The 18,649-nt window shown below is 58.2% G+C and carries 15 protein-coding genes and 1 pseudogene; 4 read left to right on the top strand and 12 right to left on the bottom strand.

Annotated features, from left to right (window positions below):
- Positions 1 to 10: 10 nt before the first annotated feature.
- Genes C5F70_RS13375 through C5F70_RS13365 form a run of 3 tightly spaced genes read left to right on the top strand, consistent with a single transcriptional unit; the run spans position 11 to position 3,080 of the window.
- Complete coding sequence (locus C5F70_RS13375; RefSeq protein ID WP_104903515.1) at positions 11 to 919, top strand: HlyD family secretion protein; 909 nt, start codon at positions 11 to 13, stop codon at positions 917 to 919.
- Positions 919 to 2,886: an FUSC family protein gene (locus C5F70_RS13370; RefSeq protein WP_104903514.1), complete on the top strand. Its 1,968-nt coding sequence runs from the start codon at positions 919 to 921 to the stop codon at positions 2,884 to 2,886. The genes C5F70_RS13375 and C5F70_RS13370 overlap by 1 nt, the downstream gene beginning before the upstream one ends.
- On the top strand, positions 2,883 to 3,080 hold the full coding sequence (locus C5F70_RS13365) for a hypothetical protein (RefSeq protein ID WP_104903513.1): 198 nt from the start codon (positions 2,883 to 2,885) through the stop codon (positions 3,078 to 3,080). The genes C5F70_RS13370 and C5F70_RS13365 overlap by 4 nt, the downstream gene beginning before the upstream one ends.
- A gap of 233 nt (positions 3,081 to 3,313) precedes the next feature.
- Here the strand turns inward: C5F70_RS13365 and alaE are convergent, their stop codons facing one another.
- The 3 genes from alaE to C5F70_RS13350 form a co-directional block, all read right to left on the bottom strand.
- Positions 3,314 to 3,775, bottom strand: a complete 462-nt coding sequence (gene alaE, locus C5F70_RS13360; protein ID WP_046488563.1) for an L-alanine exporter AlaE — start codon at positions 3,773 to 3,775, stop codon at positions 3,314 to 3,316.
- Between the two features lie 85 nt (positions 3,776 to 3,860).
- Entirely contained in the window at positions 3,861 to 4,295 is a 435-nt protein-coding gene (locus C5F70_RS13355) for a VOC family protein (protein ID WP_046488561.1), read from the bottom strand.
- 20 nt (positions 4,296 to 4,315) lie between these two features.
- Positions 4,316 to 5,239: a LysR family transcriptional regulator gene (locus C5F70_RS13350; RefSeq protein ID WP_104903512.1), complete on the bottom strand. Its 924-nt coding sequence runs from the start codon at positions 5,237 to 5,239 to the stop codon at positions 4,316 to 4,318.
- 178 nt (positions 5,240 to 5,417) lie between these two features.
- Between C5F70_RS13350 and C5F70_RS13345 the strand changes: the two genes are divergently transcribed.
- Complete coding sequence (locus C5F70_RS13345) at positions 5,418 to 6,065, top strand: hydrolase (protein ID WP_104903511.1); 648 nt, start codon at positions 5,418 to 5,420, stop codon at positions 6,063 to 6,065.
- 569 nt (positions 6,066 to 6,634) lie between these two features.
- Here C5F70_RS13345 and C5F70_RS13340 read toward each other — a convergent pair.
- The 9 genes and pseudogenes from C5F70_RS13340 to C5F70_RS13305 form a co-directional block, all read right to left on the bottom strand.
- Positions 6,635 to 6,973: pseudogene (locus C5F70_RS13340) on the bottom strand (contractile injection system protein, VgrG/Pvc8 family); the annotation flags it as partial.
- Positions 6,974 to 7,091: 118 nt separating this feature from the next.
- Positions 7,092 to 7,895: a DUF6708 domain-containing protein gene (locus C5F70_RS31515; RefSeq protein WP_306345989.1), complete on the bottom strand. Its 804-nt coding sequence runs from the start codon at positions 7,893 to 7,895 to the stop codon at positions 7,092 to 7,094.
- Between the two features lie 85 nt (positions 7,896 to 7,980).
- A complete protein-coding gene (locus C5F70_RS13330; protein WP_232591543.1) occupies positions 7,981 to 8,586 on the bottom strand; it encodes a DUF6708 domain-containing protein in 606 nt (201 codons plus the stop codon).
- A gap of 359 nt (positions 8,587 to 8,945) precedes the next feature.
- Positions 8,946 to 11,090 (bottom strand): T6SS effector BTH_I2691 family protein, encoded by a 2,145-nt coding sequence (locus C5F70_RS31365; RefSeq protein ID WP_275942368.1) that lies wholly within the window; start codon positions 11,088 to 11,090, stop codon positions 8,946 to 8,948.
- A 105-nt stretch (positions 11,091 to 11,195) separates the two neighbouring features.
- A complete protein-coding gene (gene icmH / locus C5F70_RS13320) occupies positions 11,196 to 11,576 on the bottom strand; it encodes a type IVB secretion system protein IcmH/DotU (protein ID WP_256588416.1) in 381 nt (126 codons plus the stop codon).
- Positions 11,573 to 12,376 (bottom strand): DUF6708 domain-containing protein, encoded by an 804-nt coding sequence (locus tag C5F70_RS31510; RefSeq protein WP_312023636.1) that lies wholly within the window; start codon positions 12,374 to 12,376, stop codon positions 11,573 to 11,575. The genes icmH and C5F70_RS31510 overlap by 4 nt, the downstream gene beginning before the upstream one ends.
- A gap of 18 nt (positions 12,377 to 12,394) precedes the next feature.
- Positions 12,395 to 15,661: a T6SS effector BTH_I2691 family protein gene (locus C5F70_RS13310; RefSeq protein ID WP_046488553.1), complete on the bottom strand. Its 3,267-nt coding sequence runs from the start codon at positions 15,659 to 15,661 to the stop codon at positions 12,395 to 12,397.
- A complete protein-coding gene (locus tag C5F70_RS30595) occupies positions 15,658 to 16,596 on the bottom strand; it encodes a hypothetical protein (RefSeq protein WP_126587299.1) in 939 nt (312 codons plus the stop codon). The genes C5F70_RS13310 and C5F70_RS30595 overlap by 4 nt, the downstream gene beginning before the upstream one ends.
- A complete protein-coding gene (locus tag C5F70_RS13305; RefSeq protein ID WP_104903509.1) occupies positions 16,593 to 18,623 on the bottom strand; it encodes a type VI secretion system Vgr family protein in 2,031 nt (676 codons plus the stop codon). The genes C5F70_RS30595 and C5F70_RS13305 overlap by 4 nt, the downstream gene beginning before the upstream one ends.
- Between the last annotated feature and the right edge of the window lie 26 nt (positions 18,624 to 18,649).

Below are 18,649 nucleotides of genomic sequence, written 5' to 3'. Positions count from 1 at the left end.
GGAGGGCGCGATGACGATCAAACACATCCTCAAGTCCCTCGTAACCCTTGTGCTCGGCTTGACCGCGCTGCTGCTCTGTACGCAGTTGTGGCGCGCCTATGAGCTGGCCCCCTGGACGCGGGACGGGCGTGTCAGCGCGCAAGTCATCCGTATTGCACCTGAAGTGTCCGGCCAGGTTGAACAACTGCTCGTTGGGGACAACCAGTGGGTCGCCAAGGGCGCGTTGCTGTATCAGATCGACCGGAGCGCCTATCTGCTGGCGCAGCAACAGCGAACGGCCGAGCTTGCCGAGGCGCGCAGTGTCTTCGAGCAGCGCAGCTCACAGCTCAACCGCCGCAAGCAACTCGGCGATGCCATTGCGCGGGAGGAAACCGACAATGCGGCCCGGGACCTGGTGGTTGCCAGGGCGCGTCTGGATGCGGCCCAGAGCCAGTTGGCCCATGCGCAGTTGGATCTGGACCGCACGACTATTCGTTCGCCGGTCGACGGGTATGTGACCCAGCTGCGGCTTCAGCCGGGTGACTACGCTGCGGCGGGCGATACCAATATCTTTTTGGTCGATAGCCATAGCTTCTGGGTCACCGGTTACTTCGAAGAGACCAAGCTGCCCGGTGTTCGAGTGGGGGCTACGGCGTCAATCAAGCTCATGGGCTTTTCACCGCTGCTCGAAGGGCATGTGGCGAGTATTGGCAGAGGTATTGCTGACGGCAATGAGCTGCGCAGTAACAGTGGTTTACCTCAAGTGGCTCCAACGTTCAGTTGGATACGCCTCGCCCAGCGTGTGCCGGTCCGGATTGAACTGGACAAGGTGCCGGCAGGCGTTGAACTGGCGGCGGGGATGACCGCGAGTATCGAGGTCGTCGAGGCAGGGGCTGCAACCCGCTGGAGGCTTACGCAGTGGCTCCAGGAGTTCATGTGATGGCCCTTGCGCTGCGAATGCTGGGCGCGCTGCCTGGGGCTTGGTCGCCCGACGTATCAGGTTATGTATTGCGCAGTCTTGCAGCGGCCTCATTGGCCCTGTGGCTGGGGTTCCAATTGCACTTGGAGGCGCCGTTCTCGGGAGCTTCGACGGTGTTGTTGCTGATCCATCCGCTACAGGGTGCGGTGGTCGGCAAGGGGTTCAATCGGGTACTGGGAACCATGGTGGGTTTGGTCGCAGCCTTGGTCCTGACCGGCCTGTTCGCGCAAAAAATGCTGCTGTTCATCCTCGGGGTCGGGGTGTGGCTAGGTCTCTGTGTCGGTGCCATGACCGTGCTTCGGCACTACCAGGCTACGGCGGCAGTTGTCGCAGGCTACACCGTTTGCCTTGCCCTGGGCCCCGCCATTGTCGCCCCACAGCAAGCTTTCGATCATATCGTGGCGCGGGGCACGGCGGTGGTACTTGGGGTGCTGAGCCTGAGCCTTGTGGCGACGTTGTTCAGCCGCAAAACCGTTGAGGACAAACTGAACAAGGCGCTTAAGGACGTCTCTGCCCGCACCATGCGGTTGCTGGCCTTGCGATTTGAGGGGGAACACAGCGCGCAATCGGCTATAGCGCAGGGCCCGCTCGCCATTGATGTAAGTAAGGTGGACGAGCTGCTCGGGATCGGCCGAGGTGAGTCCCACCTGGTCCGCTCCAGGCTTGCGCCCCTGCAGGCAGGGCTTGCGTATTTGCATGCCGTGATCCTGGACGAGTCACCGGTCAATCGCTGTGGCTTGCCTGCCCTTGATCGAATTGGCGAGCAGTTGCAGCAGTTGGCCGACGCACAGCCGGGTTTTTCTGCGGCGGCTGATCGTGTCCGGGAGATGCAGCACAGCTTCGCCCACAATCATGAAAACAGTAAAAGCCAGCAGCGCTTGAGTGAACAATTGGCAGACCTGTCCAGCGCCTTGCTGTGCTTTGCCTGCCTTGAGCGCGCGCCCCAAACAGCGACCCGCGCCGTCGGTTTTCACCGCCATTACGGCGACGCGCTGCGTAACGGTTTGCGTGCCCTGGTGACCACGCTTGCAACCGCCGCTGTCTGGTACCTGACCGCCTGGGACCAAGGGCCAACGTTGTTGGCGGTGTTAGGCCCCTGCTGCACTTTGCTGGCCACTAGCGCGGCGCCCGCTCAAGGCATTGCCCGCTTCTTCAAGGGAACGCTCTACGGAATACTGGCGGCAGCGGCGTGCAAGTTTCTGGTGTTGCCACACATCAGCGGGTTCGCGTTGCTTACATTCGTGCTGATCGCATTTTGGGGCGTCGGGATTCATGCCACCACCCGGCCACGTCACGCCATGCAAGGCATTGCCTACCTGATCGCCTTTAACACGCTCGTCAGCACCGGCGGCACAGCCCAATACGATTTCACCGACTTCGCCAATCAAGCATTCGCCTGGCTGGTAGCGCTTGCCATCTGCCTGTTGGCCTTCCAGCTACTGCCGGGAAAATCCGGCAGCCACGTACACGTCCTGACCAAGGCGCTACACAGGGATACGCGACGATTACTCCGTCACGGGCGACGCATGGATCTGCTCAAGTGGCAGGCCAGGCAACAGCACCGATTAGTCGCTTTGCAGGCACTTTTGGGCGCTGATCACCAACAGGCTGACCAGGCCGGCTCTGTGTCCCTTCAATTGAGTCGCCGGTTGCTGACTCTGCAACGCAAAACACACGAGTTGGAACCCGACTCAGCGATCGCCAAGTGCGCGCAACGGGGAGATCGGCGAATTTCAAGGTATGCCTTCAATTCAGCGATCAGCGCGGCTCAGGCACGCCGAACGTCGAGATCGTTGATGCGGCTGGGTGCTCACGATCTGGCAGCTTGCTACCAGGATTTAGCGGGGCTGCTCGACACGTACTCAAGCATTACAAACGCGGATATCCGCACCCGTTTCAATTCAAACAGTCAGGGTGAGATGAAATGAAGCAACTTCTTATTTGGACGCTTTTCGGCATGATCGTGTCGACTCCACTGGCAGTGCAGGCCTCGGACGGGGCTGACGCGCTGGTGCGCTGGCATCAGCAATTCAAGCAAGAGCAAAAAAAGCTCACTGAACGCCAAGCGGGTGGCCATGGCGCAGGTTCCAAGGCGGCTGTAAGCGGGAATGGAAGAACATGATCGGTTAGCTGATCACAACCGGCAGTGTCCATATATGGGACACCGCTCACGGGATAGGTATGCCTGCATTCAGCAAAAAAAACCAAATTAACCCACTAACTGAGCAACAACGGTCAACGAAGGATCGAGAAACCACTCAATGTGGTGAGTCGGTTCTCCAGTGGTGGTCGTGCCTGAGGTCAGGCAAGCTAAAAATTCGACTGTTTTCAACAGAATCGGCCAGTAGCGATCACTTAACTGTTCAGCGACATCGGCTTGTCGCCACCCGGAGGCAACCCAAACACCTTCCGTACCCCATTAAGAAACACCCCATAAGGTCGTCCCAAAGCCAGCATCATCAACGCCGCACCGAGCGTGCCGCGCACCAGCCCACCTCCCGATGCACCACTGAAGGCAATGATCGCTGCATAGATGGGCACCTGGAAACTGACGAGGGCGAGACTGTCCCACAGCATCCTGGAAACCCGGCGCTGACTGGCCCGCTTCATCACCCAGTCCCGCCATAGGCCGTAAGGTCTCGCGACTGGCACCATTAGCGCTGCGCCCAGAAGGCGCGCATGAAGGACCTGATCCCACGTCATGCCGGCAATGAAACGTTCATTGATGATGCCGGTGGTTGTGAAAAACAGGATTAGCGCCGTGGTGTCTGCAAAAAACGCAGTCCGACGCATTGACTGTTGCGAGCGTTGAAGCAAATCACATCTCCTGTCTTGGCTTGAACAAACAAAGCACTGGACCTTGATTCACGCACGAGGCCAGCTCAGTCAAAAGTGCCAACCCTCAGCCCAGTTGCTCAGCCAACCCTACGATGATGCCCTCAGGCCCGCGAAGATAGGCCAGTCGATAAGACTGCTCGTACTGCATCTGGCCAATCACGGCTGCGCCGTGGGCCTGCATCCGCGTTATGACAGCCTCGATGTCGTCAACGGCGAACATGATGCGCCGCAGCCCCAAAGCATTCACCGGGGTGTCCACGGGCCCGAACCTGACGGCGTTGGGTGTGTGGAATTTGTCCAGTTCAATGCCTTGTCCATCGGGTGTGCGCAGCATCGCCAGGGTGGCGCGCATGTTGCCAAGCCCGATGAGGTTGCCGATTTCAGACCCTTCGACCGTGGTCTGACCCTCAAGCGTGAGGCCTAACGCGATGAAGAAGGCCTTCATCGCTTCGAGATCGTCGACAACGATCAGCACGTTGTCCATTCGTTTGAGGGTCATGTCTGTCGCTCCTGCTTTGCTTAGCTATATGTCAACGCATCTTCCTGATGTGACAGCGGCTGCGCCGCCAGGTGCGGAGATTCGCCGAAGAACTCGATCAGCAGTTCGGTGAGCACGCGTATTTTCCGGGCGGGATGCGGACCAGGCGGGCGGATGATGTAGGCACCGGCCGTGGGGGGCGGATGGTTTGTCATAATCGGCACCAGTGCGCCCGATGCCACGTGTTCATGGGTGAGGCAGTCGGGCAGGTAGGCGACGCCGAGGCCTGCGGTCGCGGCGGCGACGAGGGCGATGCCGTTGTCGGCCTTGAAGCGTCCTTGCGGACGAACCGTGATGATCTTGTCGCCGTCCATGAATTGCCAGGCTTCGGTGCCCTGCAGGAGCGCCTGATGATCGACCAGGTCGTCCGGCGTCTCGGGCGCACCGTGCGCCTTGATGTAGTCCGTGCTCGCGACAAGCTTGGTGTAGACCGGGCCAATGCGCCTTGCGATCAGATTGGAGTCCTTCAGATAACCCACCCGAATGGCGCAATCGTAGCCCTCGGTGATGAGGTCAACGAAGCGATCACTGTAGCAAGTCTGCATATGCAACTGAGGATGACGGCGTGCCATTTCCGCCAGCACCGGTGCGAAATGAGTCGGGCCGAACGACAGCGGAACGGCCACGCGCAGGCGGCCGCGAAGGGTGCCGGCAGGCAGGATCGTTTCCTTGGCGATGTCTATCTCGGTACAGACTCTGGCGGCGTAGTCCCGGAATGTCGCGCCGGACTCAGTGAGTGCCGACCCGCGAGTGGAGCGTGCCAGCAGTTGCACACCCAGTTCGCTTTCAAGCCGAGACAGGCGGCGACTGACGATCGACTTCGATACGCCAAGACGCAGTGCAGCCTGCGAAATGCCGCCGGCATCGGCCACTTCCACGAAGGTCTGCAGTTCTTCGATATCCATGCTTGCGTTCCTCTTTTCGCGACACAGCATATCGCGCAATGCTACTACTGCCTCGAGCATGGGAACAGCACAATGGATTTCCCAGGCGCAGCATCCTTCGCACGTGTCCTGGAATCCATTACCCGCATGGGCTTCGGCCCTTTCACAAACGTGCGTCACCCATAAAAAGGATTTGCCAATGGCAAGCGAGACTCTCCGCAACCCCCACACCGACCAACTACTGACCCCGGAAAACTCGGCGTTGATCATCATCGATTATCAGCCTGTTCAGGTTTCCTCGATCCGCTCGATGCCGCGTGAGGAACTCGTCTTCAACATCACCAGCGTCGCCAAGGCGGCGGTCAACTACAACGTTCCGATCATCCACTCGACCGTTAATGTGGCAACCGGTCGCAATAAGCCGCCGATTCAGGCGTTGCAGGAGGTGCTTGGCCACCTGCCGACCTATGACCGCACCTCTATCAATAGCTGGGAGGACACTGAATTCAAACAGGCGGTCAAGGCGCTTGGGCGTAAGAAACTCATTATGACTGCGCTCTGGACCGAAGCCTGTCTGACATTCCCGGTGCTCGACGCTATCCAGGAAGGCTATGAGGTGTATGTGCCGGTCGATGCGGTTGGCGGCACATCGCTCGCCGCCCATGAGGCAGCGTTGCGCAGAATGGAACAGGCGGGCGCGAAGCTCATCAGTCGTGTGCAGATGTATTGCGAACTGCAGCGCGACTGGGCGCGAGAAGTGACCGTGCCGGGCTTTATGGGCGTGTTCGAGAACTTCGACGGGTTCAACGCTGAAAAGGCTCTGGAGGAGGCGGGCAAGAAGGCCTGATTAGCTGGCAGATGATGACGGTGGCGCTTGCAAAAGCGGGCGCTGCCTTTATTTTTGCAGTGAATAAGCCGGAGATTTTGGCACTCCCGGGCATCGTAAAACCCTTCTAGTGATGCAAGTTCACACTGATGAACTTGCTGCTGCGACTCTACGACGTCGACAGCGGGGAGATTCGTGTCGACGGCACAAAACATTGTGCACGTGCTGCACGACAGTCGGCGCAGCGCTATCGGCAGGGTTGACCACTACATAAATGCCGAACCAGAGCGCAGTAATGAATAGCAATAGACTGCCGAGAGTGAACACGAAGAATAGGGAAAACTGTGTTTAAGGTGGAAAGCTAAACCAATTCATGAGTGGGAACGGGGATATGGTAATAATGGCAATTGCTAACCATAATCCAATCCCTCGCGTTCTAACGGTAGAGCGCGGCAAATCCAAGTAAACGGAGTTTAGGTGGTTGGGTTGGGCAGCACCGGTGAATAAGGATCGGTGCTGGGAGGCTGATCCGGCATCGGCAAATCGCGCTTCCATCCGGGGGCCGGTGGGTCGAGCAAAGGTTCGGTGAAGAACGCGAGCCCCGGTTGCAGGCGTTCATCGTCACCTTCCACATGGGCCAATTTGGCGTCATTGCGCAGTGCGGCCAGCCGCGTCTTGGTGAAAGGCTTGCCGGCGATGTCGCGCTTGTAGCGGCCGGGGTAGTCGTAGCGTTCGTAGTCCTTGTGCTGGTTGTTCAGGTCCTGGTCGCCGGTGGCGGTGTGCTGCTGGTTGTAGCGCGGGTGGGTGAAGGTGTAGTCGCGTTGCACCTGGCGTGCGGTGCGCACTTGTTCGGTGTAGTGGAAGCGGGTCAGTGCCGGCTCCGTAGCATCGTCGCCGCCCATGGGCTGGTAGATCACCGGGCAGTGCTCTTTGCCGTGGATGCTGATATACGCGATTTGGCCGACCGCGCTGCTGTCGACGATTTCCAGCGAGTAGGGCGGCGCCAGGTCATGAGGGATATAGGCTGCTTCAGTTGATGGCTTGTATTCAGGGCGCGCTGCGTGACTCGAGGTCTATTTCGGCTGGCCATCGCACTTTGGGGGCCAAGCGACGCGCGAGATTGAAGGTCACGTCTTCATTGTTCCAGTCACGAGGTGGGCGGGGGAGAGTGGGCAGGGCTTGCGGGCCTTGTTGCATGAACAGTTGGGCCATGGCCCAGTACATTTCGCCTTGTTGAATTTCGTGGGCGAAATGAAAACGTTCTATTACCTGATGGGTGCCAGGTTTCACCACGGCAAGTGTGACGGTTTCGATGAGGCCGCCACTGCCCATGGGGCCGTACACGCTGCAGGCTTCGGCACGCAGGTTATCCCAGTCATAGACTTCGGCCCGAACGCCCCAAGCGGTGCGGCTGAAGGGTCTGAGGCCGTCGCGGTAAAAGCGGTATATATAGACTTTGCGTCGGAAACGGTTGAAGCGGATGGGTTCGTCACGGGGAGGGGCAACGTCCATTCGCCAGAAGTAAATCCCTAGCCACAAAGCTGTGATGAGTCCAAAAAATGCTACTAAAACGAGAGAGGTAGGGGGGGCACTATGCTCTTTAACTGCAAAAGCAACCAGCGTAGCCGGAAATCCTAGAGACAATAGAAAGATGAAAGGAACCATCCAAACACCAACTCCACGAACTCTCATCGTGGCGCGCGCCAGTTCGAGATACACATCGTCAACATGATTGGGCGGATTCGATAGTACGGGAGGATACGGTTCATTGGAGGGCGAGTCGTTTGGTCCTGGCAGATCGTGCTTCCAGCCAGGAGCAGGTTTGTCGAGTAAAGGTGTTTTAAATACCATGATGAGCAGTTCCAGTTCGGGGTGATCGCCGCTTGTATCTTTAGCCGGTCGTCGTATTAAGGCTGCTTTGGTTGATGACTTTTATTCAGGGCGCGCTGCGTGACTCCAGGTCTATTTCGGCTGGCCATCGCACTTTGGGGGCCAAGCGACGCGCGAGATTGAAAGTCACGTCTTCGTTGTTCCAGTCCCGGGGCTGGTGGGGGAAGGTGGGCAGGGCTTGCGGGCCCTGTTGCATGAACAGTTGAGCCATGGCCCAGTACATTTCGCCTTGCTGGATTTCGTGGGCGAAATGAAAGCGGTCAATGACTTGGTTTGTACCGGTTTTTACAACGGCCAAGGTCACAGTTTCGATGAGGCCGCCGCTGCCCATGGGGCCATATACGCTGCAAGCTTCGGCGCGCAGATTGTCCCAGTCATAGACTTCGGTTCTTACGCCCCAGGCGGTGCGGCTGAAGGGCCTGAGTCCATCACGGTAAAAGCGGTAGACATAGACTTTGCGTCGAAAGCGGTTGAAGCGGATGGGTTCGTCCAGGGGAGGGGTAACGTCCATTCGCCAGATATAAATGCCTAGCCATATGCCAGTAGTACATAAGATGAGGCTGAGAAAACTCAGCACAAAGGGAGGGAGATATTGCTCCGCGACAACATAGCTAATCAAACCGACAGGTATAGCCATGGACAGCAGAAACATAAAAAGTGCTATCCAAATACCCACTCCGCGAGATCGCACTGTGGCGCGTGCTAGTTCAAGGCATACATCATCAACGTGATTGGGTGGGTTTGAGAGTACAGGAGGGTATGGTTCACTTAACGGTTGTTCGTTTGGCCCCGGCAGGTCGCGCGTCCAGCCAGGAGCAGGTTTGTCGAGTAACGGTGCTGTAAATAACATGATGGAAAGTTCCAGTTCGGGGTAAGAGCTGTGTGTGACCTTTGGCTTGTCGATCAGGCAGCAGATAACCAGCAGGCAGGCACACTGTTGATGACGAGCAGCGATGGTCGCCATGGGAAAAGTAGGCAAATGCCCATGCCAAGTTCACCCAAGGCTGTGGTTTACAAGCTATCCATCAAGATGAGCTCGGCGTAGGCATCGTGAATGTCGCAATCGGGCCAGTAGGTTACCGACAAGGTCGCCGCTTCAATGTTGTGCCGGCGGCGGTCGGGCAACAGTACAACCGCGCCTTTGATGTCGTTGACCTGCGAGGTACGGTTATCGGGCAACGAGACGGTGCGAACTTCCTGCGTGGGCAGGGTGCTGTCGGCCCGGTAATCTGGCTTGTTCGGGCGTTTGGGCACAGCCAGCGCTGCTCGGCGTTCGCTGGCGGCGGTTGCCAGGGTGGGGGGATTCAGCTCGCCTTCGGCCAGCACTTCGCCGCCGGTGTACTGGTTGGCCGAGCCATCGCCGTGACGATGAACCGTTAGCGACCAGCGATAGGCCGACCGGTTGGCGTCGAAGAGCGGCAGAATCAGGTGATATTCAAGGTGCTGTTCATGGACCTGCGCGCCTACGCTACCCATGGGGCCGCCCCAGCCATGTGAGCCGCTATCGACGATTCGTAAGCGAAAATTGATTCCTGCTTCAACACCTATGGTCGCGGCATTGAGTTCGGCGATTGCGATGTGGGCGTGTTCAGGTTTGTTCCAATGAATGGGGGGAACTTCGTTGTGCAAACCAAAAAAACAACGGCGCGCCCAGCGGTCGAGTGGTGTTGATTCTTCTCCCTCGGCCCATTTGTACAAACCGTATCCTACTAGGCCGAGAAGTATGGCTATACCCAATGGACCAAGTAGTGTGCTGGTACCTGCGGCTGCTGCCCAAATGCTGGCCCCCGCTCCCAGACCAGAGGCAATGGCAGACAGGAAATAGGCTGTTGCTGCTGGAGTATCCCCTTCGTTCCGAGTGCGATTAAAAGCAAACCCCGCCCGCGTCGCATCGTACAATCCCGCCACAGCACCAATACTCCCCCCGACCCGTACAAATACGTTGCCTACGCGTGCAGTCGCTTTTGCGGCAGTCATCGCCTGGGTAGACAAGCTGCCCGCCTTCTGCATCTGCACCGCCCCTTTTTCCAAGGCGATGCCTACGATTTCCACCCCTCCACCCAACACCCCCAAACTACTTCCATACAACGCCAACCTGGCCTCAACGGCCTTTTCGCCCATGGCTTTCTCCGCTTCCTTGAGACTTTTGTTCAGCGAGTCACTAAGCAGGTACATCCCGCCCATCGCCATCAAAAACTCGCTACTGCCGACCACGCCACGCAACCCGGTAAAGCCGCTGCGAACCCATCCAGCCGCCAGGTACGAGGACACCTTGACCCCCTGCAGCACCTTGCGCGCCTGCGGGTCCAGGGTGCCAACCCCAGCAGCGATTTCGACTAGCGCAGCGTGGGCACCTTTGCCTAGCTGATCCACGCCGAGGTTGGCCTGGCGCATCAGGCTGTCCTGCAGTTGGGTGACCTGGCCTTCCACCCAAACGCTGAGGGTCACGCTGAGGTTGGCTATTTTCGGGTCCAGCACCGCCAGGCTGAGCAGGCCGCCCTGAATCAGCGGGCGCACTTGCTTGCGCGCCTTGCGGGCCTCATCGTCGGTTTTGCCCAACTCGTCCTTGAGGCCTTCCCAGGTGCGGTCGATGGCATCAGCGGCTTTGCGTTGCAGGTTGCGCAGGTGCTCGCATTGCAGGGCGTAGTATTCACCGAGCTTCATCTTTATCTTGAGTTCGGTCAGATGAATGCCGTTGTAGAGCAGTTGGCTGGCACTGTTGATGCGCGAAACCGCCCGGCCCACGCCAGGGCCGAGCGACGGTTGCAAGCGGGCGGCAGCGGCGTTGAGGGCACCGAGAAGCTGCGCCATGGCATGCTGTAGACGGGGGCGGACATGCTTCTTGAAGTCGTCGTTGGCGATGAGCTTGGTAATGGTGGAGTAGAGCTTTTCGCTGTCGTTCCAGTCGCTATCACCTGTGGCATTGAAACTGGGCAACAGATCGGCCAGCAAGCCTTTGTCACGCAAGAGAAGGGCGCGGTAGATCGGGCTTTGTGGGTCGGTGGGCGCGGCGATTTGGTGGTCGACTTCCTGGGCGAGGATTTCGTCTTCGTGGCCTTCCACATAAACGTTGCCCACCGAATCGGCGGTGAACGCACCTTTAGTGATGTGGCCCTGGTCTTTGCCGTGGATGCTGATGTACGCGGGTGTTGGCATGACATGCTCCTTGTCGCGATCAAGTGAACGACCCATGGGGTCGCGGGTTATGGCCTATAAGTCCATGGCTTTGCAGGCGCTCGGGATGAGCACGCTGAAAATCGGTTACAGGTGCAGCACCCGCTCCAGCGACACCAGCACCTGCTGGGTGATGGTGTTCAGGGCGACCGTCAGCATGACGGCGGCCATGGCCCAAGGCGTCCACAGCGGCCATGCGCGTTTGATCCGGTAGTTGCGCGGCGCGACGTTTTTCAGCGGGTCGGTCAGGCGCTTGGGTGTTTCGCCGCGCAGGGGGCGCAACAGGCCATGCAGTTGGTCGATGATCTTCTGTATCTCGTCATCGCCCTTGATATGGGCGCCGTATTTGCCCTTGAGGCCGGAGATCAGGCACTGGTACATGAACTCCAGCACATGCTGATACCGGGCGGCTTTGGGGATCATGTTGTTCATGACGGTGAAGAATTTTTCGCCACCCGAGGTATTCAAGGTGCGGTGCGTGACTCCAAGTCTATTTCCGTCGGCCACCGTACTTTGGGAGCCAAGCGGCGCGCAAGATTGAAGCTCACGTCCTCGTTGTTCCAGTCGCGTGGCGGGCGTGGAAAGTGGGGTAAGGCCTGCGGACCTTGCTGCATGAACAGCAGGGCCATGGCCCAGTACATCTCGCCTTGCATCGTTCCGTGGGCAAAATGGAAGCGGTCGATGACCTGATGTGTGCCGGGTTTCACCACGGCAATGCTGACCGATTCGATCAAGCCGCCGGCGCCCATGGGACCATAAACGCTGCATACCTCGGCGCGCAGGTCATCCCAGTCGTAAACTTCCGTACGTACGCCCCAGGCGCTGCGGCTAAAGGGGCGCAGCCCGTCGTGGTGGAAGCGATAGACGTAGACTTTGCGGCGCAGGCGGTTGAAGCGGATGGGTTCGTCGCGGGGTGCTTCTATGTCCATTCGCCAGACATGAATACCGAACCAAAACAGGACAATGGATAAACCGAGACAGACAAGAATGAAGGCCCAATCAACAGATTCCCATGGCGCAGGAGGGAGGATTAGGGGAGCTGTAAGCAGGAGAAAGGACAAACCTAGAATAGCTATCGCCAACCAGGCGCCTAGCCCTCGTATTCTCAGTGCCGAGCGTGGTAGTTCCAGATAAATGGTGTCCACATGATTAGGCGGACTTGGCAGCACCGGTGGATATGGGGCGGTGCTGGGAGCTTGATCCGGCTTTGGCAGATCGCGTTTCCAGGCAGGTGCTGGTGGATCGAGTAACGGTTCGGTGAAGAACATCAGTGAATTCCGGAGAGATTAAAGGTTGGAGTACGTTGTGAGAGTCAGGGCCGCATAGCCCTCGGAGATGTTGCGATCAGGCCAGTAGGTCAACGACAGGATGGCCGCTTCGACTCGGTGGCGACGTTCAGTAGGCTTGAAAACGAGCGCGCCTGAAATGTCTAGGATCTGTAGAGCGCTGTTGTTGGGTGACATGGCGCCGCGAGTCTTGACGGTCGGCGTGCCGGGCTCCGCCTGATAATTCACATTTCGGGTGGGGTTGGCTGCTTCGTTGGTCGTTAGTGGCACGGGAGGAGCAACCAGATTGCCACTTGCGGCCACTTCGCCGGCATCTTCGGTGTTTGGGTTATCGCCCTCGCGCAAGAGGCGTAGGGTCCATTGATAGTTCGAATGCTCCGGGTGAAAGCATGGCAATACCAAGCGATATTCCAGCCTCTCTTCCTGAGCTAGGGTACCGGCCCCGCCGGTCGAACCACCCCTGTGGTGGCTCTGGCCGGCGATCAAACGCAAACGAAAGCGCACGTCGGCCTCGACGCCGAAAGTTGCGGCGTTGAGTTCGGCGATGGCAACCGGGGCATGTTTGGGCTGATTCCAATGAATCTTTGGAGTTTCGTCGGCGTAACCGAAGACACAGCGTCTGGCCCATTTTTCAAGGGGCGTGGACTCTTTACTCTTGGCCAATTGAAAAAAAGCATACGCTGTAATCCCCAGTACTATTGCAAGGCCCATTAGTCCCATAAGAGCCGAAGCACTATATATGCCAGCACCAATGGCAGCAGCGGCGCCTGCCCCGCTTACTACCGCTGACGCGAGGTACCATCTTGTCGCGGCCCTATCACCGCTTTTCGACGTTCGAATAGCCGCCATCCCCGCCTGCGTCGCATCAAACAAACCGGTCACAGCTCCGATCATGGCTCCCGTTCTGGTAAGTATCTGGCCGGCGCGAAATGTAGCCTTGGCGGAAGCTGCCACCGGAGCAGGCAGGCCTGCCACCTGCTGAATTCTCCCTGCGCCCGCTTCAAGTGCAATCCCTATGACTTCCATACCGGCGGCCAGTATCCCCAGCGTCGCGCCATACAGAGCCAGTCTGGCTTCGGGAACCTTGTCGCCCAGGGCTCGCTCGGCTTCTTCAAAGTTCTTCTTCATGGAGTCGTTGAGCAAATAAAACCCTCCCAACGCCAACAACAGCTGGCCGCTGCCGGCAACTCCCCGCAACCCGGTAAACCCCGCGCGCACCCAGTTGGCTGCCACGTTTGCAGACACCATGAGTCCGCGTAATGTCGCACGGGCCTTCGGGTCCAGGCTGCCAACGCCTACCGTAACTTCTTGCAGCATATGTTGGGCGCTGGCCCCCGCGCGGCCGATACTTTGTTCGGTATTGCGCATCAGGTCGCGTCGCAGATTGTCGGCTTCGCCCTCCACCCAAACCGAGACGGTTATCAATTGATTGGCTATCTTGGGATCCAGCACGACCATGCTGAGAAGCCCTGTCCTGATCAGCGGGACGACCTTCCTTTGCACCTTTTGGAACTTGTGGTTCACCTTGTCCACGCTAGCCTTTACGCTTTTTTCGCCCCGGCGGATGGCTTCGGATGCCCGAATTTGCGCCTTGCGCAAATGCTCGGATTGCAGGGCGTAGTACTCGCTGAACTTCATTTGGATCTTGAGTTCGGTGAGGTGAACCTGGTTGTACAGCAGCTGGCTTGCACTATTGAGTCGAGAAACAACACGCCCGACACCAGGCCCCAGTCTGGGTTGGAGTCGGGCGCTGGCGGCGTTGAGTGCGCCGAGGAGTTGGGCCATGGCGGTCTGGATACGCGGCTGGACATGACGTTTGAATTCATCGCTGGTCAGGGCCTTGGCCACTGCCGAGTAGAGCTTTTCACTGTCGTTCCAGTCGGTTTCCCCAGTCACGCTGAAACTGGGTAACAAGCCGGCCAGCAGCGAATCGTCCCTCGTTAATATCGCGCGATAGACCGGGCTGTGCGGATTTTTCAGCCACTCAAGCCAAAGCTTGGCTGTTGGGTCTTTATCCGTAAAAGGAGTTTTTTCATCGGCGCTCTGCTGGTTGACGAGCGGTGCTTCACTGATGCCGCCGCGCAGACACATCGACATGGTCAGACTGTAGGCCACTCCTGACGTGAAATCAGCGCCATCATAGTCATGCTCCTCAATGCGCTTGAACGGCGTGCCGTGGCAGAGCTCTGCGTACTGCCTCCCGCACCAGTCGATATAGTGTTGGTAGTTTGCCAACTCGCGCTGATAGTCTTCTTCAAACGAGGCGCGATCGGCTTCGCTGTAGCGCTTTTCCAGTGACGCATTGTATTTCCGGACTTTTTCTTCGATGGCGCGCCGACGCTCCACCTCGGGATCGCCAAAGGTCGGTGCCGCATCGCCCGTCATGGGGGCAAATGAGGCGGTCTGTTGGTCGGCCCAGATCGGGTGCATTTCGCGAATAGCCAGGAGCAGATCTGACGTCTGGCGCTTGTAGGTCCTCATCGGGTCTTCAATGTACCGCTGACGAGCCTCAACCCAGCCGTTACGCAAGTAGTTGTACTGTTGAATCAGACCCACCGTGTCGTCCAGCACCAGAGCGAGCACACCTTGTTGCAACCCTTGCTGGTCGATCGTTTGGCGCAGGTAATTCTTCAGTGCTCCCACCCGTGTTACGCGGCTGTGAAACCCATGCACCTTATCCAGGTCTCCGACAGCCTGATGACGCTGATATTCATGCACTTGCTGATCCACACGAGGCTCCGTCGCTGTCATCATCAACGCGTCCTCCATGCTGTCGGGGGCGTCCCGAGCAGTTCGCAGGTCGAGTTTTCGGAAGCGTCCTGGAGCAGCGCTGTTTTTGTAGGCGTCGAGAACGCTGCGAGGCCAGGGGTCACTGGCAAAAGCCAGCCATGCATGGGTGTATTTACGGATATCGATGTTGAGAAAGGACGCTGGAGCGTCGTGGCCTGCCGAGGTACACGCATCGCACAACGGGGTCTCATTGGCAGCGGGTGGCGCGTCGGGATTGAACTGACGTAGATAGCCATCGGGTGTCACTTGATAGGCTTGCCACGTCTGCTGATCGAGTAATACGTACAAATAGCCTGCGCGTAGTGTACGCAGGCCCATGCGAGAATTGGACATCGCACCGGTGTCTTCGCCAGCGCGCGGAACCAGAGCTTTTCGCAGCGGAAGGATTGGTAATCCTTGGCGGGTGCAGGCGTTGCATTGGTCCAAAGGAAGGCATGTTTCTACTACGGCATTGCCAAGCTGCGAGCTTAGGGTCATGGTTGTGCTCCTGCAAGGGTCAATTCCGACACGATTCTTTGCCAGGATTGGTCATTTAGTTCGGAAAAAAGCTTTGCGAGCGACGTGCCATTCTCGATTGCCCGCTTTATTGATATGCCTATGTCTGTGTGTGTATGAATGCTCGAATGCAGCAATAGACGATGTAGTGCCAGGGTCACAATGTCGTGTTGTTTTTTCAGGCCCATAATACGTGCGTCACGTATCTGCTCGTAAGCCCGAGCAGCAGCTTGAGGAGGTAGCAAAGTAGCGCCTTGCCAGCGAGCGGGGGCGTAAGTAAGGGGAAGGCTGACAGCGTGACGCCACGCGCCGAGCAGTGAGGACACCAGTCCTGCATTCTGTTGTATTGCGCTGGTAAATGGCGAGAAGTCAACGCTCGTGCCCGGCTGGCCAATCAAGCAACTGCTGCCGCCACTGCTTGTGGGAAATAGCCATTGATGGATTGGCCACCAGCTTCCTGTCTCCCCAAATTTCAACGTGGCGACCAGTAGTTCCAGGCGCAACGGTTCATACACCGGAAAGAATGCTGTCCCCACCGAGGTTGGCAAATGACCGAGTTCTATCAGGTGACTGCTGACCGTCGTGGCTGTTGCGGTACTACTGAGCCAACCACATACATAGCGTCTTGAGCGGCGTTCATCTTCTTTGGCACGCAATGCCGACAACGACAGTAAATATTCTGAAGGTTTGGCGCCAGCCGTTGCGAGGGTCACCAGCACCGGGCACGCTTGTGGTGTGTGGACCAAATCTGGGCGGCGCAGTCCAGTGAGTGCATCGTTGCCTAACGATTGGCGTAGAGTGTCTATATGTAATGGGTCGTCTTCGGCGCAATCCGCTAGTGGATCGAGCAGCAGATACAACGACGCATTGGCGGTGTATTGCTCGGTTGCGAAGGTCTGGACAACAGCTGGAGTCATTTTGTTTTCTCCACGCAGGTGTGTCCCGCCTCGGGTTCCAGTTGCAGCGAGAAAGGTTGCCCGCCGCCCGATGCTGTTGCAGACACTGGCCCCTGGATCGTGATGGCTAAGCCATTGATGTGAATGCCTTGAGCATCGAGAGTGATGCTGCCCCCTGGACTCTGAAAGATGATTTTTTCACTGGTCTGCAAGCTATAAACGGTAGTAATGCATTCGAAACCCTGACCTGCCGTAACGCTATGCTGCCCCTTGATCGTGTGCTCGCTATGACCGCCAACTTCGACACTGTGGTTGGCGGTTGTGGACTCGTATCGGTCATTGCCAACGCCATCCCACCGGTCGCGCCCAATGAAGACCTTATAGTCATGACCGACGTCAAGAATGCGATTCTGGCCTATGGCGTGAGTTTGATCATTGCCGATCGAAACATGCTCGTCGTTACCAATCTCTTTCTTACGGTCATTTCCAACAAAAAAACTATTGTCGTTTTTGACATGAACGTTTTTGTCCTTTTCGGCATGGATGTACACCTCTTCCTGCCCCAGCTCATCCTCAAAACGCAGCTCGTTGAAACCTTCGCCCTTATGGGTCCGGCTCTTGATGGTCATCCGCGTTTTGTGCTTGGGCAGCTCATACGGCGGCAGGTTAGTTTCGCGGTAGGTGCGGCCGGTGGCGATGGGCTGGTCAGGATCACCACTTAGGTAGCTGATCACCAGCTCCTGACCTACACGCGGTACAGCCATGGCGCCCCAGGTCGCGCCGGCCCAGCCCTGAGCCACACGAATCCAGCACGAACTCTGGTCGTTGTTTTTGTCCGAGCGATCCCACGGGAACTGCACCTTGACCCGGCCCCATTCATCGCAATAGATCTCTTCCCCTGGCGGGCCGACTACGGTGGCGATCTGCGGGCCGTCGATGCAGGGTTTGTCGCACAGCGGCGCTTTCCAGTCGGACATCCAGTGGATCGCGCTGGCCTTCATTTTGTAGGAAGTGCCGCTGTCGCTGCCGAATGCTTCCTCCTCCAGACTGCTGTGCTGTTTGCCTTCGTGGGTAACAGCAATGGTGCGCCAGCGATCATTGAAATCCTCACGGGGATGCTCGTTGAGGTCGAACGCCAACCCCGGTTGCAGGCGCGCATCGTCACCGGCCACATGCGCAAGCTTGGCGTCGTTGCGCAGGGCGGTCAGGCGGGTCTTGGTGAAAGGCTTGCCGGCGATGTCGCGCTTGTAGCGGCCGGGGTAGTCGTAGCGTTCGTAGTCCTTGTGCTGGTTGTTCAGGTCCTGGTCGCCGGTGGCGGTGTGCTGCTGGTTGTAGCGCGGGTGGGTGAAGGTGTAGTCGCGTTGCACTTGTACGGCGGTGCGCACTTGTTCGGTGTAGTGGAAGCGGGTCAACGCCGGTTCCATGGAATCGCCGCCACCCATGGGCTGGTAGATCACCGGGCAATCGGTGTGGGTGCCGATGGTGCCCAGGCCACCGACGCGGTCGGTGAGGACCAGGGTGTGGCCGTCGGCGCGGTGTTCGAAGGTGTAGAGCAGGCCTTCTTCGGCGGCGAGGCGAGCGATGAAATCGAGGTCGGTTTCGCCAGCCTGTACACAGTATTCACGGGGTTGGTGTTCGAAGCAGATTTCGCTGCGGATGTCGGTCAACTTATGCTCGGCCAGCACGCTGGTGATGATGCCGGGAACGGTTTGGCCCTGGAAGATGCGCCAGTTGGAGCGCAGGTCGAAACGCGCCAACGTCGGTTCGACCACAGCGGTGTAGCGGGTGCGGCGAAAGCCGGTGTCACCTTGTTGGAACAGGCTGACCAACCCGTGGACGTAGCGCACTGGGGTATCGCCACGCCATAGGGTAAAGAGCCCCGCCAGATCGAGCACCCGATTGAAGTCGATGGCAGCGTTGTGGCTGGCCAGTTCCAGTTCCAGTTTGAACGGCCGGGACAGTCCTTCTTCAAGGGTGAACGAGACCACGTCGAAGGCGTCGCCTTTCAAGGGTTCAAAGGTGAAACGCAGGTCGCTTTGGCGGGGCATGGAGCCTCCTTGTCGAGAGTGTGAAT

It is taken from the genome of Pseudomonas sp. LH1G9, from assembly GCF_002949975.1.
GTDB classification, from domain to species: Bacteria; Pseudomonadota; Gammaproteobacteria; order Pseudomonadales; family Pseudomonadaceae; genus Aquipseudomonas; species Aquipseudomonas veronii.
This window is presented reverse-complemented; position numbering and strand designations above follow the sequence as displayed.

What these genes read in the sequence shown, in the direction of transcription:
- C5F70_RS13305 (WP_104903509.1), bottom strand. Translation starts at nt 18,623, where the DNA reads ATGCCCCGCCAAAGCGACCTGCGTTTCACCTTTGAACCCTTGAAAGGC.
- C5F70_RS13365 (WP_104903513.1), top strand. Translation starts at nt 2,883, where the DNA reads ATGAAGCAACTTCTTATTTGGACGCTTTTCGGCATGATCGTGTCGACT.
- C5F70_RS30595 (WP_126587299.1), bottom strand. Translation starts at nt 16,596, where the DNA reads ATGACTCCAGCTGTTGTCCAGACCTTCGCAACCGAGCAATACACCGCC.
- C5F70_RS13350 (WP_104903512.1), bottom strand. Translation starts at nt 5,239, where the DNA reads ATGGATATCGAAGAACTGCAGACCTTCGTGGAAGTGGCCGATGCCGGC.
- C5F70_RS13375 (WP_104903515.1), top strand. Translation starts at nt 11, where the DNA reads ATGACGATCAAACACATCCTCAAGTCCCTCGTAACCCTTGTGCTCGGC.
- C5F70_RS13370 (WP_104903514.1), top strand. Translation starts at nt 919, where the DNA reads ATGGCCCTTGCGCTGCGAATGCTGGGCGCGCTGCCTGGGGCTTGGTCG.
- C5F70_RS31365 (WP_275942368.1), bottom strand. Translation starts at nt 11,090, where the DNA reads ATGCCAACACCCGCGTACATCAGCATCCACGGCAAAGACCAGGGCCAC.
- C5F70_RS31510 (WP_312023636.1), bottom strand. Translation starts at nt 12,376, where the DNA reads ATGTTCTTCACCGAACCGTTACTCGATCCACCAGCACCTGCCTGGAAA.
- C5F70_RS13310 (WP_046488553.1), bottom strand. Translation starts at nt 15,661, where the DNA reads ATGACCCTAAGCTCGCAGCTTGGCAATGCCGTAGTAGAAACATGCCTT.
- C5F70_RS31515 (WP_306345989.1), bottom strand. Translation starts at nt 7,895, where the DNA reads ATGGTATTTAAAACACCTTTACTCGACAAACCTGCTCCTGGCTGGAAG.
- C5F70_RS13345 (WP_104903511.1), top strand. Translation starts at nt 5,418, where the DNA reads ATGGCAAGCGAGACTCTCCGCAACCCCCACACCGACCAACTACTGACC.
- C5F70_RS13355 (WP_046488561.1), bottom strand. Translation starts at nt 4,295, where the DNA reads ATGACCCTCAAACGAATGGACAACGTGCTGATCGTTGTCGACGATCTC.
- C5F70_RS13330 (WP_232591543.1), bottom strand. Translation starts at nt 8,586, where the DNA reads ATGTTTCTGCTGTCCATGGCTATACCTGTCGGTTTGATTAGCTATGTT.